The organism is Vibrio sinensis (genome assembly GCF_003605645.1).
Classification (GTDB): domain Bacteria; phylum Pseudomonadota; class Gammaproteobacteria; order Enterobacterales; family Vibrionaceae; genus Vibrio; species Vibrio sinensis.
This window is the reverse complement of sequence record NZ_QVMU01000008.1, coordinates 41,830-68,262: the sequence shown is the minus strand read 5'-3', so window position 1 is coordinate 68,262 and position 26,433 is coordinate 41,830. Positions and strand designations below refer to the sequence as shown.

Genomic DNA, 26,433 nt, shown 5'->3' with positions numbered 1-26,433 from the left:
TTATTACTCCCTATCCAACGTTTGTAGCAGGCGTGATTTGCTTATCACGCCAATGTAGGCATTATTCTCATCCACAACCGGAATAGAATATGGCGCATTGGCAACGGCACCGATTAATTCACCGACAGAAGTGTCGGGTGAAAGTGTCACGACATTATCGACAAAAGCGGTTGTGAGACATCGGTGTTCATTGTGGGCATGTTGGAGAGTTTCTAAAGAAACGATGCCAGCAAATTGATTGGTTTTATTAACCACAACACCAAATTCGCGGTCGTTGTCCATTAGTATTTGCATGGCAGAAGCCGGTCCATCGTGCTCTGATTTCTTAATCAAAGCGGCTGGGTTTTTACGTGCGATATCTTTTGCCGAGAAAACGGTCGATACATTCACACCACGGAAAAATGACCGGACATACTCATTCGCAGGATTGTGAAGAATCTCATCTGGAGTACCTACTTGAACGACTTCGCCATTTTGCATAATCGCGATTCGATCGCCAATACGCATGGCTTCATCTAAATCATGGGAAATGAAGACAATGGTGCGTTTGTCATCGTTTTGTAGGCGAATTAACTCATCTTGCATCTCTGTTCGAATTAATGGATCAAGAGCCGAAAAAGCTTCGTCCATTAACAAAATATCTGGGTCACATGCAAGTGCTCTTGCTAATCCTACTCGTTGCTTCATACCTCCAGAAAGTTCATCCGGGTATGAGTTAACATGACTTTCTAGTCCTACACGCTCTAAGGCTTCTTTTGCGCTGCTGTGGCGTTTGTCGTTTTCAACACCCGCAAGTTCTAAACCAAATGCGGCGTTTTCCAGTACCGTCATATGGGGCATGAGTGCGAAGTTTTGAAAGACCATTGAAATGTTATTTCTGCGTACTTCACGAAGTTCATCTTCAGAAATGCTCGCTATGTCACGACCTTTCAGAAGAACATGGCCACGAGTTGGTTCAATTAAACGGTTGAGCAGACGAACCAAGGTGGATTTCCCTGATCCTGATAACCCCATGATAACGAAAATCTCGCCCTCATTGATGTTTAAGGAAACATCTTTAACGCCAACAGTCAGGCCTGTTTTCTCAAAAATAATGTCCTTATCATGGCCCTGTTCAATAAGGGTAAATGCTTGTTCAGGTTTCTCGCCAAAGACTTTGTAGAGCCCTTGGACTTCCAGTATGGAAGACATCTTCACATCCTTATGTCTGGTCATTTTTTAACAAATATCCGTTCGTACTCTAAACAAATATTCAAGCTAAATCAAATTTGAGAAGGTTTTAAGATAACCAAAGTATGGTGATAAACCCTATTTGGCTCTTTAAAAACAATGGCTTTATTGGGTAATAAGAAGATATCTTTGATATTGCGTGTCTGGCATAAAATGATAAATAGTTCGATGTCGAAATATTTTGTTATGTAAGTGAAATCATCATTCATTAATACTAGGTTAGCCGTTTAATAGCAGGGCCTGATGACTTGTTTGTATGCGATTTAACGTATGTTGCAACTTAGAGCTATCGACGGCACTTTTATCGGACGTTTTTTATTGGCGGGAAGCCCATCATGACGATGGGCTTTGTGGTTATTAACGGTGAAATAAATAGGCTATGTTGAAGAGCTAATCATAACGAGATCATGTTTAACCATACGCTACGCTAGGGAACCACAGAACCAATTGAGGCCACACAATTAGACAGATTAAGGCAGTTAGCTGGATTAAAATAAATGGAATTACACCACGATAGATATCCGTTAGCGTCACACCCTCTGGGCAGACTCCTTTTAGATAGAACAGCGCAAAACCGACCGGTGGAGTGAGAAAGCTCGTTTGCAATGCCATTGCAACTAACATCACAAACCAGACCAAACTTGGGTTATCGACGACGCCGTGGCCATCAAGTTCGATACCTAAGCTGGCAATGACTGGGGCGAGCAATGGTAGTGCAATTAATGTAATTTCAATCCAATCGAGGAAGAACCCTAGCAGAAACACAATCATCAAAATGAACGCGATGATGCCATAAGGTCCAAACGGTAAACCGCTTAAGAAAGACTCAATGAGTTCATCACCACCAAGTTCACGCAACACCAATGCAAAGCATGATGCACCAAGGAAAATCATAAAGATGTAAGCCGTGGTTCCATAAGATGACAACAAGACTTCTTTAAGCACCTTTACATTGAGCTTGTTATTGTAGGCCGCCAATAGTGTGGCACCTAAAGCTCCGATTCCAGAGGCTTCAGTGGGGGTCGCAATACCGGCAAAAATAGAACCTAACACCATTAAAATTAGAGAGAATGTCGGCAGAATATCCTTAAACACCTGCAAGATGAGTCTCCAGTCGACGGGTTGTACATCATCGGGAACAGGGGCACTGGTTGGTGACATTTTACCGACGATTAAAATATAGATAATGTACAAAGAACCAAGCAATAGTCCTGGAATGATAGCTCCCATAAAGAGATCTCCCACAGAGAGCCCGAGCTGATCAGCCATGATCACTAACATGATCGATGGAGGTAACAAAATGCCGAGTGTTCCGGCTGATGCCACTGTTCCGAGTGCAAGAGGTAAGTGGTAGCCTTGTCTCATCATCGTTGGTAATGACATCACTGTGAGTAACACCACCGAAGCCCCAATAATTCCGGTCGAGGCGGCGAGAATAATCCCAATCGACATGACGGTAATCGCTAAACCACCATGGACTTTACCAAACAGTTGCTGCATAGATGCCATCAGCTTTTCAGCAATACCTGACTTATCAAGCATGTTACCCATAAAAATAAACATGGGTAGCGCAACCAAAATCCAGTTATCCATGATCTTGAAGATGCGATTCACAACTAAGCCTAGGCTGGTATAGTCGAGACCGGTAAATGTGTCTAGATAGATATCGGAAAGGTAGCCAACGCCAGCAAAGAATACTCCGATACCGCCTAAGACATAGGCAACTGGAATGCCGGTAAACAGTAAAACTATGAAAGAGCCAAACATGGCGATCACAATCCATTCATTCGCTTCCATTTTTAGCTCCTTTAAATAAAGTTTCTAGGCTTCTTAGTATGCGAGCAAGCATTGAAAGTAGTAGTAAGATGAAACTCAGTGGAATGACACTCTTAATTAACCAGCGATAGGGCAAGCCTGCTGGAGACGAAGAGGATTCGTTGACCCGCCACGATTCATAAGCGAAATCATAAGAATGCAAGATGACCACTACCACGAAAGGAATCGCGAGAAATAAAAGTCCGATCAAATCGACTAACGCACGTTTGCGTTCACTGAATTTGTGATAAAACAAATCGACGCGGACATGGAGGTTGTTGACTTGGGCATAAGCGGTGCCAAACATGACAGCCGTAGCGTACAAATGCCATTGGAGTTCTTCTAAGGAAATTTGTCCGTTTGCGAAGACTTTACGCATTATCACTTGAACAATGATTACGCCGATTAGGGCCAGATTGATCCAAGCGAATGTTTTACTAATTGATATGATACCCCTTTCTAACGTTAAGTAGAGAGGGATGGTTGGAGTGGATGTCATTACCTTACTCATCGGTACGTCCTTGCTAAAAAGCCAGCCGCAAGGGCTGGCGTTAATCAGAGCTTATTATTTCTGTGTTTCGCGAGGTAAGAATGCATTAGCTTCCCAAAGCGCATAGCCTTTACGGAATTGACTTAAGTCTTGCCATACTTTGTTGAAGAATGGGTCAGCGCTGGTTTTTTCATCGACAACCTCTAGCCATGTTGTTTCAAAGAGACCGAGCATTTCATCATTCCAGTAGCGGATTTCAACGCCATTCTCTTTTGCTTTTTGCATTGCACTGTATTGCATCGACTCACCCTCGGCGATGGAGTAGGTCATGGTTGCCATACAGGTGGTTTCGACCGCAGCTTGCTGCATGTCGTCCATCTTGTTCCAAGTATCTTTGTTGATCAGCAATTCAAAAACAGTGGATTGTTGGTGCCAGCCAGGGAAATAGTTGTACTTAACTATTTTGTGAAAACCTAAACGTTCATCAATGGCTGGTTGAGAAAACTCTGACGCATCAATTGCCCCTTTCTCTAGCGCACCAAATATTTCACCACCGGGTAGTTGAACCGTCCCGACACCAAGTTTCTCCATCACAGAAGCACCTAAACCAAAGAAGCGCATATTAAGCCCTTGAAGATCTTCCGGTTTTTCAATGGGCTTTTTGAACCAGCCTGATGTTTCAGGGGAGATGATTGCGCAAGGTAAAACTTTGACGTTGTAACCGCCTTGGTCGTACATCTCTTGATACAACTTAAGGCCATTGCCGAAATAGAGCCACGCCATGTATTCACCCGCTTCTGGGCCAAACGGTACGGCAGAAAATAGTGCTGATGCCGGCAACTTCCCTTGCCAATAGCCTGCCGTTGCATAGCCAGAATTGACCTTACCCGTTGAAACCGCATCGAGGATTTCAGTAGGGTTCACCAGCTTTCCTGGTTCATAGATCTTCATCTTGATAGTACCGCCAGAAGTTTTGGTTATATGATCGGCATACCATTTGATTGGCGTACCAAGTGCCGGTAGGTGGCTACCAAACGCGATAGGGGTTTTAAGTAGAATTTTATCGGCTGCTTGTGCTGTTAGTGCGATACCACTAGCAGAAAGGGTTAATGCTGTCGCGATGGCGATTTTAGTGAACTTCATTGCAAACTCCTGTAGGGAAGCATTCCTTTAGTAATCTAAATTAGGACAAGAAATGTGAACATTGCGCGGTTATCGGTGTTAACGTAATGTTACATTTGCAACCAGTCTAGGGATGTGGCTTGGAGTTATCTATTGGGGAAACTGCGCAAATTGATTCGGTAATTTGTGCAAACTTAGCTGAGCTTATCCGTATTACTACGTACAAAATTGGATAGAAAGAAAGGGAGAAATGGAAACAGTGAATAGTCGAAAGCTCACTAGGCACATCATAATGCTCTCTATTATTCCGCTTATTTTAGTCGTGGTTATCGTCGCGGGAATTTTATTTAGTCAAGCAAAACAATTGGTTAATGACGAGATGCTACTAACCCGTAGTAATGTCATGGCGGCTAAAAAACAAGAATTGGAACAGTACGTAGAACTGGCAATTAAAAGCATTGAGCCGTATTACCAAGATCCTAATCTCAGTGAAGAGGACGCTAAACAAATTGTGGCCAAAAAATTGAGTCAGCTCACGTATGGAAGCGATGGTTATTTTTTTGCTTACACGTGGGATGGGGAAGCAACGGTGCTGCCTTACCAACCAAACCGTGTGGGTAAAAATTGGTGGGAGGTTGAAGATTCTCATGGAAAAAAGTTACTGCAAGAACTGATTCGAGTTGCTCGTGAGGGGGGCGGATTTGTCGATTATTTTTGGCATAAACCCTCTGCTAAAGAGCCATTACCTAAATTAAGCTATGCGGTATCACTGGATAAATGGCAGTGGATGGTTGGTAGTGGTGTCTACTTAGATGATATTGAGCGGCAAATGCTGCATATGCAAAGCGGCTTTGATGACAACGTTGGGAAAAGTGCCTCGGCGCTTTTTGTTGTGGTTTTCGTCGCAGTGTCGGCCATTGCTGGGTTAGGGGCCTCGCTAAACTTGAACATGCGTAAACTCGCCAATGAACAACTGAGTATTTTGAATCAGCAAATTTTAGACTCCCAAGAGAATGAGCGAAAGCGGGTATCGCGTGAACTACATGATGGTGTTAATCAGCTTTTGGTTGCTGCTAAATATCGAATGGACAATTCCCAACAGGAACATGATGAAATTCAACGCCAGCGCGAACTGAATGCAAGTAAAGATGCAATGGAGCACGCTATTGTTGAATTGAGACGGATCTCAAGAGATCTACGCCCCCCCCAACTGGATGACTTAGGGCTGGTGGCTGGAATAGAAGCATATATAAATGACTTACAATCACGAACCAACTTAGAACTGCTTTTTGAGCATGATATTGATGCTATCAAGATGGCGGCTGAAGTGGAAACAACACTATACCGCGTCGTCCAAGAAGCTTTGCATAATGTGGAAAAGCATGCTCAAGCGCAGGGGGCGGACGTCATTATTCAGCGTGAAGGACATCTACTTATTTTGACTATCAGTGATGATGGTAAAGGGATTGCGTATGAGTACCTTAAACCTAAGCGGAAGTCTTCACCGTTCGTCGATGATCATATGGGGTTACAGAATATGAAAGAGCGGGTTCAAGCTATCGGTGGAACCTTATTGGTATCGAGCGTTGAGGGGCAAGGAACGGAAGTGCGAGTTAATTTAGAAATGGAGTTCATATGATTACTTTAGTATTAGCGGATGACCATAGGCTAGTCCAAGACGGCCTTAAATCTCGCCTAGAGCGTGAAGATAACTTAGCTATTTTAGAGTGTGTGGGTACCGGAGTTGAGGCATTAAAATCGGTCCAGTCACTTAAGCCGGATATCTTGTTGTTGGATATTAATATGCCTGAGATGACAGGAATAGAAGTGTTAGAACGATTAAGCCAAAGTCTTAATTCGACTGCGGTGATCATTCTTTCTATGCATGATAGTAAAGATTATGTTGTACGTGCGGTTAAGTCAGGGGCAAAAGGATACGTGCTGAAAGACGTTGGCTCTGAAGAACTGATAATGGCTATTAATCAAGTGGCACAAGGGCGCTCTTACCTTAGCCCCCAAGCATCTGACAAGTTACTCGAGCAGTTCAATGAGGTGCCGGAACCTAGAGATGATACATTGTCTAAGCGTGAATCAGACGTTCTTAACGCAATTGTTAGCGGCTGCTGTAATAAAGAGATTGCTGAAAACTTACATATTAGCGTTAGAACGGTGGAAACACACCGTTTACGTATTAAGAAAAAACTGGGAGCATCCTCGACTGCGTCACTGGTTAAGTTAGCGTTAGATAAAGGCTTGGTTCAGTAAATATAGTGTTGTTCAGTGGCTAATGTATCGGTATTACAGTCTCTTCTATTTGGATTGTATTGGTTAGTTTTTCGTAGATTGCATTATAGTTTTGTTGTTGGAGCTCTTTTTCATCCATTAACTGGCGAATAACTTTGTCACACTTATCAATAAGTTCAAGAACCTGCTCATGCTCCATATTATTCGGCCATTTCTTGGCTAAGATTTTTACGATCTTGATCGAAACAGTGCGTAAAAAAGGGCAACGCTGATTGATTTCAATATAGATATCAAGCAATGAACCTAGGTCGATACTATTGGCATGAATGTACTTATAATGTTGTTCTAACCAGTTTAACTTATCGATATTGGTTTCATGTAAGCGTTCAACCATGTTGACTTGGCTGGCGTATATTTGTTCACTATCCTTACTCCAAATACTCGTACTACACTTATAAACCATTTTTGAAAACTCACTGTCAAAATTCATTAGGTTTAATAGCCATGAAAAATGATATAAGCCATAGAAATGAGAAAGGTTCCCACGTTTATGAACTTCATTTAACTTTGCTGTAGTAATAGAGTAGTGGCCCTCTTCAAGCGCAATATGTGCAATAATCAGTTCAATTTCATCATGCAGTTGTCCAGATTCATTAGAATCAACAATTTGACTTAATAGGGATTTTACTTCTTTAAGCCAAATACCTTTTGCTTTTACTCCTGTATTATGACAAGCGTAAAGTAGAATTCGAATTAAATTTATTTTTGAATAAATATTATTGCGAAAAGTATCTTTGTTGAATAATAAATAGGCCCGATAGCGCTCAAGCGCATTAAGGTTATCACCTACAGATAGACATAGATTGACGATCACAAGTTCACGTTCTGAATTTCCTGGTACCAGATTGCTAGCAAGATCTAAATGTCGAATCGCATCAGGGATATCTTTGTTCATTAAACTAATGCTCGCAGCTGCAACGCGAGCGGTTACATTACGAGAGGACTGTTTAAGCATGCTTGAGATAATGCGGTCTGCATCCTGGATTTTACCTAGATTGGCCAAGGAGTTTGCAAGACCAACTTTGGCCCAGTCATACATTTTACGAGAGAGTATATTTTGGTAAACAACTTTTGATTGTTCAAAATATTTTAGTTTACTTAAAAATTCAGCTTTGAATTTCTGAATTACAAAATAGTATTGAGGGTAAAAAGGTAATAGCTCATCACAAAGCTTAAGACCATCATGTATATCTTGAGTTCTCTCAGCCGTATACAGTTGATGTAATGCACGCTTTCTATTTACAGTGTAAGATATTCTCTCTCTCAGTCTTAATATATTGAATGGTTTTAGTAAATAATCATCTGGTTTTAATTCAATAATAGAATGCACAACGACCGAAGAATTGTCACCAGTAATTAAAATGAATACTGATTCGTCTTTTAGTAATTGATGATGTTTTAACTCTTCAAATATCTGTTTACCGTTGAGCTTATTACCAAAGTTATAATCACAAACAATAATATCAAAAAGCTCTTGCTTAGCGATAGCAATAGCTTTTTTGGGATTGGTCGTATATGTGACATTTCTATCATTGAAACCCAGTTTCAATAACATAGTCTTGAGTGTCACGATAACGATGGGAGCATCATCGATAATAAGTACTTTGAGATCTGAGAATGCCTGCATGGGATTGTTCGGTGAAAGAGTCCAACTAAAAGTGTGAAAAGGTGTCATTCTAGCAACTCGACCTCAAGCTGTAGGGTCGAGCTGTCTAGACGTCTAATTGTACCCTATGTTTAACATGGCACGTTTAATGGTGTTTGGGGCGTTAAATTGGTGGATTGTTCGTTGCTATTCTCATTTTCAGCGACTAGACCGTGAGCAATATCAGTTGTAATGTCTACCACCTCAGCAACAATCATGAAGTGTACGCCGTCTAGTTCATCATAATCAATGGATTTTTTGGTTAAGCGTAATTGTTGATTCATTAAGCCACAATCCAAATCCGCTAAAGAGATTATTTGAGTCGATGGCACACTCATTGTTCGGACAATGTCTAAAATCTGACACTCGGTATCCTTGCAACATAACTGTAGTTCTTCACAGAACATCATCTGTTCTTGTACTTTACGGTTAGCAAATACTAATATTCCGTCTTGATTAGTGATGAAGACAGAGTTTGGTAAGCTGTTGATAAGGTTAGACAGCATCGATACTTCTTTTTGAGACAAGTGATGACTATTTTTCATTTTGTTTAATAGGTTGGAAAGTTTGCTCACAGAGAGCGCGGCACCTAACAAGAACAGGATGAAAATAGAGATAGCAACTAGGGTATAGTGAATGACAATGTCTTTGTTGTAGCCGTAATTTACTAATATTTGGCTATGCTGATTCCTTAAGGTCCGGATTTCATTTTTTGTCGTTAAGGAAAGGCCACTCGATAGTACTTTGTAGAGCAACTCTGAGCTTGGGCGCACCTGCATCGTTAAACGAGTATCTATATTGTATCGTTCTGGAAGCGGCAATACCTTAAAAACACTCCCTTGGTTTAGATAGATATGGTTATCAATAACATCAAGATCAAGCACACCATGACTTATATCACCTTTTAGTAACCCTTCTAATAGATCGGGTGCTTGGTTAAAAAACGTGATGCCTCGAATCGGTAACTGACTAAGATATTTTTGCGTGAACTGACCTGTTCGGTCGAGGATACCTAAATTCTTTTCACCATAGGGCTGTCGAGTTTCGACGTAGCCTAGAGAAATAGTTGTATATGGATTGGTTGAACGAAATTGGTTATTTTTATTAACAATAAAGCGTGCAGGAAGTAAGTCGACAACGCCACTGCTTAGCATTTCATCTAAGCTTTTACCTTTAGCTGGAACATATTCAAATTTGAGCAAAGTTTTACGTTCTAATAGATCGAGAATGTCATGAACGTAACCAGAGATTTCCTGAGTAGTTGGATCAATGTAAGAAAGAGGAAAAATATCGTCTTCGATAGTATAACGAACCGTAGTACTGTCTTTGCTTTCTCGCGCGAGTAACCAGTTACTTTCACCGTTAAGCATATGAGCATTGTTTATCTGTAGTTTACTTTTTGCTGTGCAGACTGTGACGTATTTATTCACAATATTGCTTAGTATTGACGAACTTTTCGGCATAACAAAGCCAACGGGAATGCGCCCAAGACGCTGATCCCAGATAATCTCACCTTCAGAATTAACAGGATCGTCAATAAATTGATTCAGTTCTAGAAGGGTAGTGATAGTTGCATCCGCGCTGTTATGTTTTAACAGTTTTGCCGTCGTTCGCAAACTATCCGCTTTTAGAATACTCTGATACCCGGCAGTCTTAAGGAGGTCGCAGTCAATACTATTGTCTAAACAGACCCAAGACCAATTATTATGTGGTACGGCCTTCATTAATTTGTTTCTTAGCCAAACTATTTTATGCGCCATATAAAGAGGACGAGTTTCAGCAAGGTCTTGGCAAGCTTTCTCGGTACATGGTATGCCAGTAGCGATATCAATTTGACCTTGCTCGAGGGCTCTAATTATAGCATTTCGATTTTCAAACCCTTTATACTCAAGCGTCAAGCCTGCACGTCCAGCAAGCTCTGAGAAATATTGATGATGAATGCCTGATGGTGTCGAAATGCCACCCCAGTAAGGTAACCATTCGTAGTTCAAAACTCCGGCAACGAGGACTTTTTTATTTTTCAGATAAGTCATTTCACTTTCAGAAAATTCTACATTTGCATTGGAGTAGAAAGATCCTAACAGTGCAAAGATAAGTACAAGGTATTTCAAGTTAAGCCACATTTTTATAGTTTTCTTTTATAGGCCTACTTTACCACCGGAATAGCATGTGGTTAACTGTTTTTATGTGTCTTATTTCATTTAAAAACAGTAAGTTACAGTAATTTAACACTAACTCTACAAGTTTATATTGTTATTTTCTCATTTAACGAGAATCTTAATTTGAAGACTCATTAATAAAAGGAACGCCCGCAGGCGATTCCGACTTATAATATAGATGAACGTAGCTGTTTTTTATTGAAATGTATAGATTTAGTAGTATTTCTTCACCATTTCATAAAGTTTTTCTTTCTTTAGTGGTTTTGCTAAATAATCATCCATTCCAACATCGAAGCATTTTTTTATATCTTGATCTAGGACGCTTGCTGTAAGAGCAACAATGGGTGTTGCTGGGAGGCTATTATCACGCTCATATTTCCTTATTTCTTTTGTCGCAGTAAATCCATCCATTTCTGGCATCATGCAATCCATCAGCATTAGCTGATACTTGGCACCCTGTTGAATTTTTGTTAATGCTTCTAGACCATTATTAGCGATATCATATTCGTAGTTTCCTTTCTTTAGAAATAACGAGACAACTTGTTGGTTTACACGGTTATCTTCGACGATGAGTACTCGTTCTTTAATTATCTCTATTTGTATTGCTTGTTTATCATCAGCACTCTTTCCATCATGTAATCGACGTTCATGCATCGCTTCTTTTGATTGTTCCATGCAAGTGATTAAGCGAGAACCCAAAATAGGGAACTTGATAAATCCGTCAACTTGGTCCTTAAAATCTATATCCAGTGTAGCAAAATCTTGAATAATGATGACGGGCGTTGTGCCTGCAAGATGGTGTAGTTGTTCTAAAATTTGATGGGTATTGGAATGTTCATCATGCAAAAGAAAAACAATGTTAGATTGAACTAAGTGATGCAAGTCTTGCAAAATAGTAATGGTATTTACGCCATAGAATGCTAAGTTTTGTTTTAGGGATAGAGTGATGAGATTTTCTTCCCCTATGATACTAATATGCTCAGCGATATGGGTTTTACTTGGAACTTGTTTGATGATTTCAGTAGGTAATGTGAAATAAAATTCGCTTCCTTGGTCTTTAACGGAATTCAATTTCAATTCCCCTCCCATCATTGATACCAATTGAGAACTGATACTTAAACCAAGTCCTGTTCCACCAAATTGTCGAGTGATTGACGCATCTTCTTGTTGAAACGGTTCAAAAATAGAGTCTTGCTTGGCTTTATCAATACCAATCCCAGTATCTATGACAGAGAATGTTAGCCATGCTTGGCCTTGGTCTAACTTCGCTTTTACTTGTAAAGTAACACTTCCAGATTGGGTAAATTTGACAGCGTTTGATACTAAGTTCATTAATATTTGACGAAGTCGATGTTCATCCATTTTTACTTCATGAGGAAGCTGAGCATCAATGTCAATATAAAGTGATAGATCTTGTTCTTTTACTTTTCCCGAGATCATTGATGCTGTATCAAATATGGCATCACGAACATGGGATGGGTAAGGCGTTATTTCGAGGTGCCCAGATTCAATTTTTGACAAGTCGAGGATATCATTAATGAGCATTAATAGTGTTTGGGATGATGTATCTATTGCGTGTAAATATTCTCTCTGATTAGGTGTTAATCGGGTGTCTGCAATAATTTGTGCCATACCAATAATCCCATTGAGTGGTGTGCGGATCTCATGAGACATATTGGCAAGGAATGCACTTTTAGCTTTATTTGAGGTTGTTGCTAGTGACTCTGAACGCTTCATACGACGCTCTAAACGAGTAATAGACCAAGTTGAAAACCCTAATGTTATAGCAAGAGCTATAGCAAGGATGCCGAGACTCAAGTGACTATCATGGTCAATGCTTTCAAGTTTTGAATTAATTATTTGTGGGACTTCATTGTGAAGAATATTAAGGGATCGCTCAAATGAATGAATGTTTCGCCTTAACTCACCGTGTAGGCCTGTATGGTGGGTATATCCCAGAATTTGATATGCATTTTGTAGATCGAGAAAAATATTTCGATATTCCTCGAGTGCGCTTTGAACTTCCTCATGACCAGATGGAATTTTGGTGGACACTTTGAATATGCCATTGTGAACATTTTGAAGAGATTCACTACTAAATGTTCTCAAAAAATAGTACATGCTCTCTTGTAGAGTAAGTAATTCTTTCATTACTTCGGTACTACCACTTTCAATCGAGCGTTTACTTAAGTTAAACCAAGAGTTTTTAAGTTTTTCTATTAACCCTGTTTTATTCGTACCCTCTATAAAAATTTTTTGTTGTGCAAGTTGATCAAAAGTTGCTTGATATGCATTTATATCTTTATTGAGCTCAGATGTAGAGTAATTATTATTGAAATCATACTCATTAAAATACGCCTGAATATTGTGAACTTTACTTTTTAATGCGGCAATATCAGCATGGAGATTTTCAACATATTTTGGGTCGACACGGCTCATAAAATCTTTTTCATGCCGGCGTATTTTTAGTAGATTTACTTTCGAATCTGAAATGGCATTTTGTAAATTGTGTAACTCCATTTCCATATCTTTGTAATGGAAATGTGTGAGTGTAAAAGTAGCAACTAGAGAAAAAATGATGCCACTGGCAATCATAATTTGTAATTTTATTGAACGTTGAATCATAGCCGTATGACCTTTGACTTTAGAATGAACTAACTATAGTCAACAGATTGCACTTTATGTTTGATTTTCTTCACGTTCAAAGATCTAGGATCGCTTTTTTACCTGAAGCCTTATACCAAAGTGCGACTAAGATAAGTGAATTGGTGTTGATATTGAAAGCAGTATTGATTCCTCCATTTGCGTATTCACCGGTAGGAATTGTGCGAAAATGAAGACTATTTTTTAATACTTTCTCAGCAAGGACATCACTAAATGAGTCAGAAAAAATAGCGCTAAAGCCAAATCCAGCTTTGTGGCTGAATATTTGTGGGTTTTCGATAACTTTTCCCGATGGACTGACGCTCGTCCATGCTTTTCCGTAATAGTAGAGGTTGTTATAGGCAAACCAGGGATTTTTGTTCATCGCGTCTTCGGCATAACTCGTTAAGAGTCCCTTTTTTTGCCAAAGGTTCTGGTGCAGTTGATAAATAGTATCGAGTTGTGACCAATCCTGTTGATAGCCAAACTCAATGTGGGCCAGGATATACGGGTCACTGGTGAAAAAAGGCACGTTACGAGAATCTATATTGACCGTTTTTCCATCCAATCGAACATTAGTGAGGTATTGAGGTAAGTTTGGTAGTGGTACGGAGTAGCCAAACAACCTAAAACCGTTCGTTGCATATTCTAAATAGCCATGACGCCCTTCTTGGCGATAGTACTCAGTCCCTCGAATTCGTTTGGTTCCATATAAAGTGCCCTCATGAATAGCTCTATTTAACTGCCATCTATTGATTATCTTATCGATCATTGGTTTGAAACTTGGATGGCGTTGTTGCGTTATTTTAAGCCAGATGAGTAAACGGCCAATATCCAGTGCTGACCACCCATTACCATTACTTATTGTCTCACTGAGACGCCCACTCGGTTTTGCAGATTTTGTACTGTACTCCCTATTAGGTAATTCGTTTTGATAGAGAGATAATGAGGCTAATGTGGAAAGTGTTTTTTGGAGTTCATAACGTGCTTCTTCACGGGATTTGAGTTCCAAGGCCTCTAATGCCAGTGTCGCAGCGATACCACTGGCGATGTCCCACATGGTGGCATGAGGATAACCTTGTACAGAATCCCATAGGCCGGTTGCTTCACGACGATTTACGGTGAAATAGTACTGGGCTTTCTTAGCAAGCAACTTTTCATTTCTAGATAAAATGTAGCCTGTTAAAGGTGCGGTATTTTCTTGGTCAGCTCGGCCTAGTCCCATTAACGCAGTCGGTGGATGAGACTTGGACTTTTGGGGCATGTTATGTTTCTGAATCGGTTGCTGTGGGATCGGTGGTGCGATTACTCGTCGATGATATTCAACGGGGGATGGTGTTTCTGATATTGGCAATGATATAGCTTCTTTGGTGACGCTTCTTTTTCCATAAAAGCTAACGTCCTCTTCACCAAATACCGGAAACACAACTATGACCCACAACCAAAGCGCGCAGGTAATTGGAATCCAAGCATTAGTGGCGAGTAACCTCAATTCGTATCATCACATCCATTTATAACTAACTTAATGATAATACAAGATTTGCTAACTTCTAGTCGAGGTTAAGATTGAATGGTGAAATTGACGCATGTTAAAAAGCAGCAAGTTGTATTTAGGCTGTTAAACTTATTCATTATGGATGTTGTTGATTGGTGGGTGAAGCAAGGCCCGTTAGGTGAAAACTTTGTTGTCGGGAGGTGCAAATGCATCATTTTTATCGGTTTATCGAGTCGATAGGCTATGAGCCAGCGGCGAGCTTGCCAAGTCAAAAACATCCTCAGTTGAGTTATCAATATCACCATGATACCTATTTACTTGAAGAAAAAGCAAAATTACGTTTGCAGCAATATTTGATGACAGGGATCTTATTTAGAGAAGACTTTGGGGGACCGCAAGATGCTGACGTCGCGATAGCATTTTCGTTTGGTGACAGTCTAGAAGTGAATCGACATCTTGCGCAGATCGTAAGGGAAGTGAATTATTTTTTTCCGGATATTGAATTATATCTTCAGAATGAGATTGCAGCAGTTGTACAAGCACGCGGTAGTCATTGTATCCAGAATAACCAATATCAAACTACTTATGATGTTGCTCATTTTGTTGCTGAGCGAGAGCATCGAAAGAATATACTTATTATCGCACAAGCATGGCATGCACAGAGATGTATTGAAACCTGTGAACAATTGGGTTTTGTGGTTCGTTCTTTACGTGTTGTAAATGCATTTCCTATTAATGATCCTCAACCTTGGGTCAGGAACCCAATCAATTGGGTCATTAAAGAGAGCCATCGAGCAGTGGCTTCTGGCTATGAAATCAGTAAACGCTATCAGCTTGATTAAATAGCAAAATAATCCATCAAGTCTAAAATTTAGCCACTATACTTATAAAAACCTATTAATAATTATATGCAATAAGGTTGTTATTTATGGCTAGGGCAAATACAGATGCATTCACTGCGGTGCGCCGTGAATGGTGGGCGGCGATGCTATTTAGTGTCGGCGTTAATTTGTTGGTTTTATCGGTACCGATTTACAGCTTACAGTTATTCGACCGAGTGATGGGGAGCGCCAGTATTGAAACCTTACTGGCATTACTTGCTATCACACTTTTTTTAGTTTCAGCCCAAGCCATTCTAGAATACATTCGAACCTTGTTACTTCAACGCTCCGCACTAAAGCTTGATACAAGACTGAGTGGAACTCTATTAGCTAAGAGTATTGCGCACTCTTCTCGAGCTAACCGAATCGAAAAGCAGTCTTTACAAGATTTAACCTTATTGCGGAACTTTTTGGTTTCACCGTCTACTGCCTCTCTTCTCGATTTACCGTTTACACCCTTTTTTTTATTGCTTTTGTTTTTGCTACATCCATACATTGGCATAGTTGCACTCACGGGTGTCATTATTTTTTGTCTATTGACAGTCGTTATGCTGATGGGAGGACGAAAAATAAGTCGAGATATGCATGATGCGACTGCAAAAACCAGTATGGAGTTGAATGATTTCTTGCGTAACGCACCTACTTTAAAAGCGATGGGAATGAGTGAGAGTATCGGAAAAGTATGGGAAGAAAAGAATAATTATGTTTTGAGCTTACAGTGGAAAGTGAACGCAAGAGCGGGGTTGTTGTTGGCGATAAGCCGATATTCGAGAACCTTGTTACAAGTCGTTGTATTGACGTTTGGTGTGTATTTGGCGTTAAACCAACAAATCGGTATCGGAACTGTCATCGCGAGCTCGATACTTATTGGGCGCGTATTGAGTCCGTTTGAAAGTGCGGTGAGCGGTTGGAAGTCTTGGTACAGCGCTTATCAAGCATGGCAACGTCTGAAGCAAAGTAACGCGCAAAGTATGTTAGCACCATTAACACTGTTGCCAAAGCCAAAAGGTGAAATTGAATTTAATAATGTCAGCTTAAAGCTACCTAATATGCGTAACCCGTTAATTCAAGGTGTTAGCTTCAAGTTGGGCTCGGGAAATGCGCTTGCTGTGATGGGTAATTCTGGATCGGGTAAATCGACATTAGCGGCTCTACTTATGGGAATTCATCAGCCGAGTATGGGTGAAATTAAAATCGATGGTGCATCAATTGAGAAGTGGGATTTGAATCAATTTGGACAGTACATCGGTTATTTACCTCAACATGTGGGCTTATTGGCAGGTACTGTAAAACAAAACATTTCTCGCTTTAGTGATACAGACGATGAGGCAGTGGTTAGTGCGGCAAAACTGGCCTGTATTCATGAGCTAATAATGAGCCTACCAGAGGGCTATGACACTTATATTGGAGAGGGGGGAGTATTGCTTTCTGGTGGACAAAAACAGCGTATTGGTTTGGCTCGAGCCGTCTACTCCAATCCACGTGTTCTTGTCTTAGATGAGCCTAATTCTAATTTAGACCCTGAGGGTGAAACGGCATTAGCCATTGTGCTTCAGTATTGTAAAGAACATCAAATTACAGTGATGATGATCAGCCATCGCCCTGGTTTTTTGCGCCAGATGGATTGGGTGATTCAATTAAAAGATGGGCGAGTCGAAAAAGCAGGGCGTTGCGATCAGTTTTTGGGTTTGCATCTTGAATCTGAAGATGTACCTAGCAAAAATAAAAAAATACAATCGGCATAAGGAGATGAGTAATGGAAACTCAATTTAGTACCACTAAGCTGATTGTTGTTGGTACCTGTGTTTTGGTGTTTACATTAGGTGGTTTCTTGTATTGGGCGATGACGGTTTCGTTAAGCTCTGCGTCTGTAGCTCCGGGGAACCTTGTTGTAGAAAGTAAAAGGAAACAAATACAGCACCTACAAGGGGGGTGGGTAAAGCAAGTCTTTGTGAAAGAAGGAGAACTAGTATCTCAAGGACAACTTTTGGCTGAGTTATCAGATACGAAAGCAGAAGCTGATTATCAGCGCTACCGTTACCGTGGTTACTCACTTATGGCGAAAAAAGCACGTTTGACCGCTATTATTGAGCACCAAAACAACGTCCAATGGCCATCTGAACTGACGAGAGAAGATATTGAGCTTGCTACAGTAACGCCGATTCTAAATGGTGAGCTAGTGCAATTTGAGCAGACTAGATTACGCAAGCAGCTAATTGATTCTCGCTATGAACAGCAGGTTGCTTTGTATACAGAAAAAGCGCAAGGCAGCGAATTTCAGCGTAAGGCAATAGCTACTCAGCGCGAGCTTGTGCGACAAGAAATTATGATGACACAAGGGCTTGTTGCTAAAGGTTATGTCTCTAAAACTCGGATGCTGGAATTAAAGCGCCACCATGCACGAGTTGATGCCGAGCTAGCTGAGATCAATATGTCGATTGAAGTCACAAAACGAGAGCTAATCACCTTAAGCCAAACTCATCAAACGCAATTGTTAGACATGGAGCGAGAGTTCTCATTAGAACTGAGCAATATCAATAATGAACTGCGTGATATTCAGCAGTTAATGCGAGCGGCCCAAGATGTTCGGGCTCGAATTCAAATTCGTAGTGAGTTTGAAGGGCGTGTTGTTGGACTTAATATTTCAAGTTTAGGGGGGGTGGTTCGTCCAGGTCAAGTGCTGATGGAGATTGTTCCCAATAGCGATGAGTTGATAGTTGAGGCTATTGTTTCCCCAAAAGATATTGATATTGTGCGTCCTGGTCAGCAAGCTCGTGTGAGGCTAACCGCATATAGTGCACGAAAAACTCCACCAGTATTGGGTGAGGTGATACATGTTTCAGCAGATAGAGTGATACAGGGTGGTGAGGCATCTAATTCAGATCAAGGTTATTTGGTGACAGTGCGCTTTAATCGTCAAAACTTACTTGATATTCAACGTGAGCAAGGGATTGAATTGTACCCTGGTATGATAACAGAAGTGCTGATCTTAGTTGAAGAACGTACATTATGGGACTATTTAGTGAGCCCTTTGTTCAGCGGAGTTTCTCGTGCTATGAGGGAAGTGTAGTGATATCAGACAATATGGTTTTCTGGCTGAGTTTCTATCTGTTTTTTATGGTAGTAACGACTTTGGTCGGTTATTGGAAGAACAATTTAGTAGCGGGAATATTACTGGGTTATGTATTGGGACCCATTGGGTTGATTTTACTATTATGCAGCCAAGATCGTCGTCATGGTCATTGCCCTCATTGTGCCGCTCTGGTCAATAACAATGCTTACTACTGCCCTAAATGCATGCAGAAGTGTTACAAGCAACTTGTGTAGCGGCTGAATTTCCCGCATCGCTATTTTTAGTTTTTCTATTCTCAGCATTTGCGATTAACGTTCCTTAAAGTTTTAACTTAACAACACTTTGTTCTGTTACTCGGATATATAATCCATTCATTGGACTGCTTGTCATTGGTTATGGTGGATTAATTATGGATTTTATAGAACGTCTTCAAGCTCTCTCGAAAAAGCTAGCACAAGTTTCAGCAAATTTGGCCACGGAAGAGGCAACAAAGAATGCTTTGGTCATGCCATTCCTACATTCAGTATTAGGTTATGATGTTTTTGATCCTAATGAGGTAATCCCTGAGTTTACAGCGGATACCGGGATTAAAAAGGGGGAGAAAGTCGATTACGCACTGATTAAGGATAGCGAAGTTCAGATCTTAATCGAGTGCAAGAAGTATGGTGAAGCGTTATCAACAAAACATGCTAATCAACTCTTTAGATATTTTTCTGTCACTAATGCGCGAATTGCTATTTTAACTAATGGTGCTCAATATCAGTTTTATACTGATTTAGATGTGCCGAATAAAATGGATGATAAGCCATTTTTAACGCTCGATCTTGAAAATTTAGACGAGCATATCGGCCCTGAAATCAAGAAGTTAACTAAGTCTTCTTTTGATGTTGATTCGGTGGTTGGTGCTGCGGGGGAACTGAAATATTTGAACCAAGTGAAAAAAGTCTTATCAGATCAGTTTCAGGCACCTGATGAGGAATTTGTTAAGTTCTTTACTTCGAAAGTATATGACGGCGTTCAAACGACAAAAGTTAAAAATCAATTTCTTGAAATTACCACTAAAGCACTGCAACAGTTTTTGAATGACAGCATTAATGCGCGTTTAAAATCAGCAATAGGCAATGATGTCAAAGAGCTGGTGCGAGCTGAAGTCGATAATAAAGAAACCGTAAATTTAGAAGAAAAACCAGAGAAAACTAAGATTCAAACAACAGAAGAAGAAATTGAAGGTTTTAATATCGTTAGGGCGATTCTCAGACAAAAAGTGGATGTACAACGTTTATATTCCAGAGATACCCAAAGTTACTTTGGCATTCTTTTAGATGACAATAACCGTAAGCCACTATGTCGTTTGTGGTTCAATACGAAGCAGAAGTACATTGGTATTTTCGATGCATCTAAAAACGAAGTTCGCTACTCGATAGAAAGCGTGGATGATATTTTCAGTTTGTCAGAGCAACTGCAACAAACGCTCGCATTATACGAATAGTATAAGCGATTTGTTCAAATAGAGACTTAAGTTTCTATCTGAAGATAAAAGAGTAAAGCTGATTTAAACAAATAAAGTTCGAATCAGCTTTTTATTTAGATCTTTACTTAGTAAAGCAATTAATGAATTAGCCTCTAAACGTCGTTACTGTCAGGGAATTGGATATCCTGACTATCTAAGTCGCTCCAGAGCACTACTTCTTGGCCTGCATCGTTTTCGAAACGATAGCCATACAGTGAGCCGGTATCAATGTCGCTGGCTTGATAGATATCTTTTAATGATGAACTCATTTCAACATGACTTTCAGTTAACTGCCAACCCCAGCCAGAAAGGTCAATATTGCTCGCACCAGTACAGACAAATTGGCCTGTTGTATCGCCAGCCGTGTTGTTGGCGGCAATCTTATCGAGAGCTAAGGCAAGTTCAGTATCACTATTATTGATTTTAACCCCTTCCAGTTCTTGGAAAGTAGTCTGACGCATGTCAATCATTTCAGTTTGAGCATCACTATTGACCAACAAAACATCGAAATCTGCACCGCCGCTAAAGTGAACGACATTAGACTCACCGCTCTCGATTTCGTTAGCGTCAAACACTAATGTATCGTTACCCTCTCCGCCAAAAAGGAGATCAATACCCTCACCACCATCGAGGAGGTCATTTCCGGTTTGACCATAAAGCATATCGTCACCAGCGTCGCCAGATAGGTTGTCATCTCCTAGACCACCATCGAGCGTATCGGCATTGTTATTGCCGCTTAAGGTGTCGTTACCGTCACCGCCGGAGACAAAATCTTCACCATCGCCACCACTAAGGGTGTCATTACCGCTGTCGCCAAAAAGCATGTCATTTCCTCCGTTGCCTGACAAATTGTCGTTGCCGACCTCGCCATAGAGCATGTCTGTACCGCCGCCGCCCTGCAAGGTATCATTGCCATCTCCACCCCAAAGTTCGTCATTGCCACTGTCACCTTTGAGCTTATCGTTACCCGTGTCGCCTTTTAGGATGTCATTGCCCGAACCGCCAGATAAGTAGTCATCGCCTATGCCACCGGAGAGGCTGTCGTTGTTATTTTGCCCATAAAGTTTGTCGTTACCGCTGTCTCCTTTGAGGACATCGTCACCCGATCCACCATACAGTTTATCGGCATCATCTCCTCCCTCGAGCCTATCGTTACCTGAACCAGCATTGAGAGTATCTGTGCCAGATAGGCCTAATAAAATATCAGCGCCTGAGCCAGTGGTTACAATGTCGTTGCCAGCACCAGCATCGATGGTATTGTTACCAGATACAGCTACAACCGTATCGTCGCCGAGACCCGCATCAATTTGATTATTGCCCGCATCAATAGAAATATTGTCATTTCCGTCACCTGCGCTAATTTGATTCGATCCTGTGCCCGATATTGCTATGGTGTCATCTCCCGAGCCACCAAATACTTGGTTATTGTCACCAGAGAGTTTAATGTGATCATTACCGTCACCACCATCAATGAGATTGTTATTGGAGTCGTCTTCGATGTAATCACTCCCGGTACCGCCGAGTAGGGTATCAGCACCAATGCCACCCAGTAATGTATCATCACCATCATCACCGGAGAGGGTGTTATTACCTCCCTCTGCAACCAGTTTATCTTCGCCATCACCGCCGGATAATGTGTCATCTCCGATTCCAGAGTAGAGCTGGTCATTGCCGCTTTCGCCTAAGATAGTATCGTTACCTGCCCCACCAAACAGTAAGTCATTGGCGTCACCACCCGAGAGCGTGTCATCGCCATCACCAGCATCAATTAGATCTTCACCTTGATTGCCACTGAGCTGATCATTGCCAGTTCCACCATAAAGCGTGTCGCTTCCAAGCCCACCAGACACGATATCTGATCCAGTACCACCGTAAAGCGTATCGTCACCAACATCGAGGTTTATGGTATTGGTTCCTGCTTCGCCATAAACAGTGTCGTTACCAGAACCGGCATTAATGGTATCTTTACCATCACCAGCAAATAGTTTATCGTCGCCGGCACCTGCATTAATGGTGTCATCATCAGAGCCGCCATAAAGGGTGTCAGCCTGCTCACTACCGATCAGGGTATCATCACCCTCACCACCGTATATTTGGTGACTACCGGTTGCTGCGGCTATGAGAGTATCATTACCTTGTTCGCCGAGAATGGTATCTTGACCATCATCCTCAATTAGGTCGTCACCAGCACCACCGGCAATGAAGTCGTAACCCGTACCCCCAATGATTTCATCATTCCCATCGCCACCAAAAAGAGCATCGTTACCCTCACCACCATAAATAAGGTCGGCGCCAGCCCCCGCATCTATGTGGTCATCACCGGTACCAGCATCGATGATATCGTCCCCATCTCCGGAGAATGCTTGGTCATTTCCATCCCCAAGCGTGATATTGTCATTATTGATGCCACCGTAGACAATATCATCTCCAATGCTGGTCTGAATGGTATTGCTGCCTGATTGCCCGTAAACGGTATCGTTGCCCTCGCCAGTTTGTACTACATCGGTACCAGAACCAGCAAATACAGTGTCATTGCCGGCTCCTGAGGTGATCGTATCATTGCCATCACCACCAGATAGGTAGTCGGCTTCGTCAGCACTAATGATGATGTCATCGCCACTTTCGCCATAAATTTCGCTGTAGCCACTTCCCCCATCTAAGTGATCGTGACCACTACCACCAATTAGTAGATCATCCCCCTCATCACCAAACAAGGAGTCATTGCCGGCATCACCCATTAATGTATCATTGCCTAAACCTCCTGAAATGGAGTCGTTACCATCACCACCTGAGGCAATATCATGACCCTCACCAGAGAAAAGATTATCATTGCCGGCGTTGCCCTCTAAAAGATCATCTCCAAAGCCTGCTGTAATCGTATCTTGGTCTGCGCCACCATACAGATGGTCATTTTCATTCGAACCAAGCAAGGTATCGTTACCACTACCACCAAATAATTGACTAGCATTGAGACCTGCGTTTAACGAATCATCGCCCGCCTCGCCGAAGAGTTGATTGTTACCTTGTTCACCGTGAACCTCATCATTTCCACTGCCTGCGTATATTTTGTCATCGCCGTCACCTGCAAAAATGGCATCATTGTTACCCCCGGTATAGGTTTTATCGTCCCCAGAGCCAAGGTATACATGATCTTGGCCTGAACCAGAATAAACCGTATCATTTCCAGTTCCGGACGTTATTTGATTATCCCCATCTCCGGCGAAGATAGTGTCATTACCACTGCCTGATTCGATGAGATCATCGCCATTTCCGCTATATAATAGGTCATCACCATCTCCGGATTGAATCGTGTTTTTACCATCTCCGACGTAAACGGTATCACTACCTGTACCTGTTGTGATGACATTATTCCCAGAGTCAGCGTAGACAAGATCATCGCCTGTACCCGTATCAATTTGGTTGTTACCGGATTCACCAAAAACGGTATCATCGCCGGCACCAGTCGTAATAACATCATTACCATCACCGGCAAATACTTGGTCATTACCTAGACCTGTCGCTATGGTGTCTTCTCCTTCATTAGCATGAATCACATCATCGCCATCACCCGCGTCGAAAGTATCGTTGCCCTTACCACCAAATAGCTGATCGTGACCTAATCCACCGAAGAGAATATCTTCACCACTATCCCCATAAAGCGTATCATTACCATCTCCGCCATAAAGGGTATCATCACCGAGTTCGCCAACGAGAGTATCATCACCAGTATTACCCTCTAGTGAATCATCGCCATCACCACCAAGCAGAAGATCGTTATCTTTGCCTCCAGTGATCACGTCATGACCAATGCCTCCAAGGATGAAGTCTTCGCCATCACCACCGGATAGGTTATCGTCACCCTCATCACCATGAATTTCATCATTACTAGCATCGCCATAAATATAGTCATTGCTTTTGCCACCAAATAGTTTGTCGTGGCCGTCACCGCCGTGGAGGGTATCTTGCCCATCGTCTCCAATTAAAGTGTCGTTACCCTCGCCACCATAGATTAGATCATCGCCAATTTCCCCCATGAGCAGATCGTCACCATCTCCACCATGAATAACATCGTCACCATCGGAACCGAGTAGGGTATCGTTACCCTCATCACCGTGTAGAATATCGTCTCCGTTTCCCCCAACGAGAACATCATCGCCTACGCCACCGTATAAGGTGTCGTTATTAATATCTCCATCGAGAAAGTCGTTACCGCTTCCACCATAAATGGTGTCATTACCTTGTTGGCCTTTTAAAATGTCATCGCCAGCACCACCTTCAATCGTATCGTCAAAGATATTTCGTATATCAATAGTGATGTCAGTGGCTGTTGTGATTGGCACGTTAGATTCGTCTACAAAAGAAAATGCAAGTGGGGAGTCGGTAGTGGAGTTTGACGTTGGGATATCAAGGTCTAGGCTGAACTCACCATTTTCATCGGTCTGAATGGTTTTGGTGAGAACGATATTATTATTTTCATCTTTAATTTGGATGGTCACCGTTTGGTGGCTTGCTAATCCACTGGCACTGGTAGTCGTTTGAATTAATTGGTTTACGGCGTAGCTATCCAACTTAACCGAATGTGAGATTTGCTCCGTCGGGGTGCTGTTTTGATATTGATAAACAGTTTGAGCATTACCCCAACTATCGTCGTTATTCTCGTTATTCTCATTACTATTGGTCGGTGGTTCTGAGCCTGTGTGAACTTCGTATTCAACGTCTCCTAATACAGTATCATCACCATCTCCTGCGCTGATCGTGTCACTCCCTTCCCCAGCAGTGATAAAATCATCTCCGGCGAGTGACTGTATATCATCATTTCCCGCGCCACTATTTACGTTATCTTTATCGGATGTCCCGATTATAACATCATCGAATTTAGTCCCTTCCATTTAAGCTCTCCTCAACCTAGCACTGTTGCGTCTTTATAGTTATTAATCAAGATGCATACCAACTTTATTCCTAAGTTTAGACTAGTTATCTTAAATTGGTTCTCATGATGAAAAGTGTTTAAAAAGCAAAGCTATAGGCGAGGGTGATGGCCCCATCTTTGAATCGACCTGTATCCTCCCCTCGGGTGGATGAATTCCAGCGATTCCCAGAATAATTGTTATATTGCAAAGTTATCGTGCCTGGGCGCCAGTCAAAATAACCAAAACCGTAGGTGAAGTCAGGGTTCCAAGGCTGTTGTTGGGCTTTGTCAAAATAGTAAAAAGCTGTGCCGTTAACATACCAGTTACCCACAATAGAGTATTTACATCCAAGGCTGACTGTCTGATGGTGATTTTCATAAGTGGTGGAAGCAAGGTTGAAATACTCGGGCGTATAGTTGTAGTTAAACTGGCACCCGATAGCACCATCATCAGTGAATGTTAGCCAGCGATTTACGGGGTCAACGATTGGAAACTTCCAGCCTAAAGACCAAGTGCCTTGGTTAAATTCTGTGATCTTTTGTTGCTCTGATGGATTAAACCGATTTCCTCCATAATTAGCGTACACCAAGCTTAATGTATAAGGACGCCAATCACTGTATCCGAAAACGTAGGTGAAATCAGGGTTCCAATCTTGCTGCTGCTCTTTGTCCCAATAGTAATAAACCGTCCCTGAAACAAACCAGTTACCCGCGACTGTATATTTGAGAGAGAGAGTTGAAGTGACATTATGGGTACTTGGGCCTTGGGTACTCCCTGGCGGTAAACTAGCAGCTTCGGTTTGCGTTAAAGGTTGGTGATATCCGATATTTCCACTAAGCCCATCAAGAAAATGTTTGTTTTTCCATTCTTGGTATGGAAAGACAAAAGAGGAGCTAACCCCATTCCATATTAAATCCAACTCATCGTTTTCATTGGCTGTTGACGTTGTTTGATCTGATAGATGTTGCTCGGTTAGTACATGAGAACTTGGGTTGGTCGCCAGTGGACTAGTGTTGGACAGATATTCATCAGCGTAAGTTACTTGGACAACTATCTTACTCCAAATGAAAAGCCATATGAGGAGTTGGAACAAGAAATACATTGCTGGGCGATTTTTAATCATACTTAGATAACAAAATTCACATAAGGTTAGGAA

General features: G+C 41.5%; 17 protein-coding genes. 7 read left to right on the top strand and 10 right to left on the bottom strand.

Features of this window, described 5'->3' with window-relative positions:
- Positions 1-3 precede the first annotated feature (3 nt).
- The 4 genes from proV to DZ860_RS10765 all read right to left on the bottom strand — a co-directional run bounded on the left by proV (position 4) and on the right by DZ860_RS10765 (position 4,678).
- Positions 4-1,191 (bottom strand): glycine betaine/L-proline ABC transporter ATP-binding protein ProV, encoded by a 1,188-nt coding sequence (gene proV, locus DZ860_RS10780; RefSeq protein ID WP_120031111.1) that lies wholly within the window; start codon positions 1,189-1,191, stop codon positions 4-6.
- A gap of 450 nt (positions 1,192-1,641) precedes the next feature.
- On the bottom strand, positions 1,642-3,027 hold the full coding sequence (locus tag DZ860_RS10775) for a TRAP transporter large permease (RefSeq protein ID WP_120031109.1): 1,386 nt from the start codon (positions 3,025-3,027) through the stop codon (positions 1,642-1,644).
- Positions 3,014-3,556: a TRAP transporter small permease subunit gene (locus tag DZ860_RS10770; protein ID WP_120031107.1), complete on the bottom strand. Its 543-nt coding sequence runs from the start codon at positions 3,554-3,556 to the stop codon at positions 3,014-3,016. Before DZ860_RS10770 ends, DZ860_RS10775 begins: the two co-directional genes overlap by 14 nt.
- A 54-nt stretch (positions 3,557-3,610) precedes the next feature.
- Positions 3,611-4,678: a TRAP transporter substrate-binding protein gene (locus tag DZ860_RS10765; protein ID WP_120031105.1), complete on the bottom strand. Its 1,068-nt coding sequence runs from the start codon at positions 4,676-4,678 to the stop codon at positions 3,611-3,613.
- A 229-nt stretch (positions 4,679-4,907) separates the two neighbouring features.
- Between DZ860_RS10765 and DZ860_RS10760 the strand changes: the two genes are divergently transcribed.
- Together DZ860_RS10760 and DZ860_RS10755 are read left to right on the top strand one after the other, a co-directional pair.
- Positions 4,908-6,296 (top strand): cache domain-containing protein, encoded by a 1,389-nt coding sequence (locus tag DZ860_RS10760; protein ID WP_120031103.1) that lies wholly within the window; start codon positions 4,908-4,910, stop codon positions 6,294-6,296.
- A complete protein-coding gene (locus DZ860_RS10755) occupies positions 6,293-6,922 on the top strand; it encodes a response regulator (protein WP_120031102.1) in 630 nt (209 codons plus the stop codon). The genes DZ860_RS10760 and DZ860_RS10755 overlap by 4 nt, the downstream gene beginning before the upstream one ends.
- A 19-nt stretch (positions 6,923-6,941) precedes the next feature.
- Here DZ860_RS10755 and DZ860_RS10750 read toward each other — a convergent pair whose 3' ends face one another.
- The 4 genes from DZ860_RS10750 to DZ860_RS10735 form a co-directional block, all read right to left on the bottom strand.
- Complete coding sequence (locus tag DZ860_RS10750) at positions 6,942-8,636, bottom strand: response regulator (protein ID WP_243641845.1); 1,695 nt, start codon at positions 8,634-8,636, stop codon at positions 6,942-6,944.
- A 62-nt stretch (positions 8,637-8,698) separates the two neighbouring features.
- The gene (locus DZ860_RS10745) at positions 8,699-10,729 is read right to left on the bottom strand and encodes a transporter substrate-binding domain-containing protein (protein ID WP_120031098.1); all 2,031 of its coding nucleotides are present in this window, start codon (positions 10,727-10,729) and stop codon (positions 8,699-8,701) included.
- 249 nt (positions 10,730-10,978) lie between these two features.
- Entirely contained in the window at positions 10,979-13,390 is a 2,412-nt protein-coding gene (locus tag DZ860_RS10740) for an ATP-binding protein (RefSeq protein WP_120031096.1), read from the bottom strand.
- Positions 13,391-13,466: 76 nt separating this feature from the next.
- Positions 13,467-14,900, bottom strand: coding sequence for a DUF3131 domain-containing protein (locus tag DZ860_RS10735; RefSeq protein WP_120031094.1), 1,434 nt, complete (start codon positions 14,898-14,900; stop codon positions 13,467-13,469).
- A 209-nt stretch (positions 14,901-15,109) separates the two neighbouring features.
- Here DZ860_RS10735 and DZ860_RS10730 point away from each other — a divergent pair, with 209 nt between their 5' ends.
- The 5 genes from DZ860_RS10730 (at position 15,110) to DZ860_RS10710 (ending at position 20,346) form a co-directional block, all read left to right on the top strand.
- The gene (locus tag DZ860_RS10730) at positions 15,110-15,745 is read left to right on the top strand and encodes a hypothetical protein (RefSeq protein WP_120031092.1); all 636 of its coding nucleotides are present in this window, start codon (positions 15,110-15,112) and stop codon (positions 15,743-15,745) included.
- 86 nt (positions 15,746-15,831) lie between these two features.
- A complete protein-coding gene (locus DZ860_RS10725; RefSeq protein WP_120031090.1) occupies positions 15,832-17,529 on the top strand; it encodes a type I secretion system permease/ATPase in 1,698 nt (565 codons plus the stop codon).
- Between the two features lie 11 nt (positions 17,530-17,540).
- The gene (locus tag DZ860_RS10720) at positions 17,541-18,854 is read left to right on the top strand and encodes an HlyD family type I secretion periplasmic adaptor subunit (protein WP_120031088.1); all 1,314 of its coding nucleotides are present in this window, start codon (positions 17,541-17,543) and stop codon (positions 18,852-18,854) included.
- The gene (locus DZ860_RS10715; protein WP_243641844.1) at positions 18,854-19,111 is read left to right on the top strand and encodes a hypothetical protein; all 258 of its coding nucleotides are present in this window, start codon (positions 18,854-18,856) and stop codon (positions 19,109-19,111) included. Before DZ860_RS10720 ends, DZ860_RS10715 begins: the two co-directional genes overlap by 1 nt.
- 155 nt (positions 19,112-19,266) lie before the next feature.
- Positions 19,267-20,346 carry a type I restriction enzyme HsdR N-terminal domain-containing protein gene (locus tag DZ860_RS10710; RefSeq protein ID WP_120031086.1) on the top strand — a complete coding sequence of 360 codons (1,080 nt, stop codon included), beginning with the start codon at positions 19,267-19,269 and terminating at the stop codon, positions 20,344-20,346.
- 134 nt (positions 20,347-20,480) lie between these two features.
- Here the strand turns inward: DZ860_RS10710 and DZ860_RS10705 are convergent, their stop codons facing one another.
- Both DZ860_RS10705 and DZ860_RS10700 read right to left on the bottom strand, forming a co-directional pair.
- Entirely contained in the window at positions 20,481-25,256 is a 4,776-nt protein-coding gene (locus DZ860_RS10705; protein ID WP_120031084.1) for a beta strand repeat-containing protein, read from the bottom strand.
- 118 nt (positions 25,257-25,374) lie between these two features.
- Complete coding sequence (locus DZ860_RS10700) at positions 25,375-26,400, bottom strand: hypothetical protein (protein WP_243641843.1); 1,026 nt, start codon at positions 26,398-26,400, stop codon at positions 25,375-25,377.
- Between the last annotated feature and the right edge of the window lie 33 nt (positions 26,401-26,433).

What these genes read in the sequence shown, in the direction of transcription:
- proV (WP_120031111.1), bottom strand. Translation starts at nt 1,191, where the DNA reads ATGTCTTCCATACTGGAAGTCCAAGGGCTCTACAAAGTCTTTGGCGAG.
- DZ860_RS10775 (WP_120031109.1), bottom strand. Translation starts at nt 3,027, where the DNA reads ATGGAAGCGAATGAATGGATTGTGATCGCCATGTTTGGCTCTTTCATA.
- DZ860_RS10770 (WP_120031107.1), bottom strand. Translation starts at nt 3,556, where the DNA reads ATGAGTAAGGTAATGACATCCACTCCAACCATCCCTCTCTACTTAACG.
- DZ860_RS10765 (WP_120031105.1), bottom strand. Translation starts at nt 4,678, where the DNA reads ATGAAGTTCACTAAAATCGCCATCGCGACAGCATTAACCCTTTCTGCT.
- DZ860_RS10760 (WP_120031103.1), top strand. Translation starts at nt 4,908, where the DNA reads ATGGAAACAGTGAATAGTCGAAAGCTCACTAGGCACATCATAATGCTC.
- DZ860_RS10755 (WP_120031102.1), top strand. Translation starts at nt 6,293, where the DNA reads ATGATTACTTTAGTATTAGCGGATGACCATAGGCTAGTCCAAGACGGC.
- DZ860_RS10750 (WP_243641845.1), bottom strand. Translation starts at nt 8,636, where the DNA reads ATGACACCTTTTCACACTTTTAGTTGGACTCTTTCACCGAACAATCCC.
- DZ860_RS10745 (WP_120031098.1), bottom strand. Translation starts at nt 10,729, where the DNA reads ATGTGGCTTAACTTGAAATACCTTGTACTTATCTTTGCACTGTTAGGA.
- DZ860_RS10740 (WP_120031096.1), bottom strand. Translation starts at nt 13,390, where the DNA reads ATGATTCAACGTTCAATAAAATTACAAATTATGATTGCCAGTGGCATC.
- DZ860_RS10730 (WP_120031092.1), top strand. Translation starts at nt 15,110, where the DNA reads ATGCATCATTTTTATCGGTTTATCGAGTCGATAGGCTATGAGCCAGCG.
- DZ860_RS10725 (WP_120031090.1), top strand. Translation starts at nt 15,832, where the DNA reads ATGGCTAGGGCAAATACAGATGCATTCACTGCGGTGCGCCGTGAATGG.
- DZ860_RS10720 (WP_120031088.1), top strand. Translation starts at nt 17,541, where the DNA reads ATGGAAACTCAATTTAGTACCACTAAGCTGATTGTTGTTGGTACCTGT.
- DZ860_RS10710 (WP_120031086.1), top strand. Translation starts at nt 19,267, where the DNA reads ATGGATTTTATAGAACGTCTTCAAGCTCTCTCGAAAAAGCTAGCACAA.
- DZ860_RS10705 (WP_120031084.1), bottom strand. Translation starts at nt 25,256, where the DNA reads ATGGAAGGGACTAAATTCGATGATGTTATAATCGGGACATCCGATAAA.
- DZ860_RS10700 (WP_243641843.1), bottom strand. Translation starts at nt 26,400, where the DNA reads ATGATTAAAAATCGCCCAGCAATGTATTTCTTGTTCCAACTCCTCATA.